This window comes from Paraburkholderia sp. UCT31, assembly GCF_014397655.1.
Classification (GTDB): domain Bacteria; phylum Pseudomonadota; class Gammaproteobacteria; order Burkholderiales; family Burkholderiaceae; genus Paraburkholderia; species Paraburkholderia tuberum.
The window spans coordinates 1-388 of sequence record NZ_VZQP01000215.1; the positions used below are offsets into that span (position 1 = coordinate 1).

Consider the following 388-nt stretch of genomic DNA (forward strand, 5'->3'; position numbering starts at 1 on the left):
GCCAGCCGCATTTCGCGCGGGCGTTCGCTCTCGGGGCTGACTTCGACGCAACGAAAATCGATGCGAACCTGAAGGACGGCGTGCTGAAACTGACGATACCGCGCCGCGACGAAGCCCGGCCGCGCCGCATCGAGGTGCGGACGGACTGAGGTCGGCAGTGGACAGCAACAACGGCGAGAAAACAGGTGGCGGTCGTCTGGCCGCCACCTTCCGATTGCGGAGGCCCGGATGCGGGACGTCAAACGTGAGAATGCTGGCGCGGCGAGGAAGACGGCTGCTACCGGCTCGAGCGCGCCTATGGAAGCTTCATGCGCACGATTCCGATGCCGGAAAACGCCGACCCCGATCACGCATTGGCAAAATTTGATAACGGTGTGCTCACGTTGAC

Annotated in this window: 1 protein-coding gene and 1 pseudogene; both read left to right on the plus strand. The window is 63.4% G+C overall.

Annotated features, from left to right (window positions below):
• Positions 1-149 (plus strand): Hsp20/alpha crystallin family protein (locus tag F6X40_RS41715; protein ID WP_187630955.1); only part of this gene is annotated, 149 nt, incomplete at its 5' end.
• Between the two features lie 114 nt (positions 150-263).
• Positions 264-388, plus strand: a pseudogene (locus F6X40_RS41720) (Hsp20/alpha crystallin family protein); the annotation flags it as partial.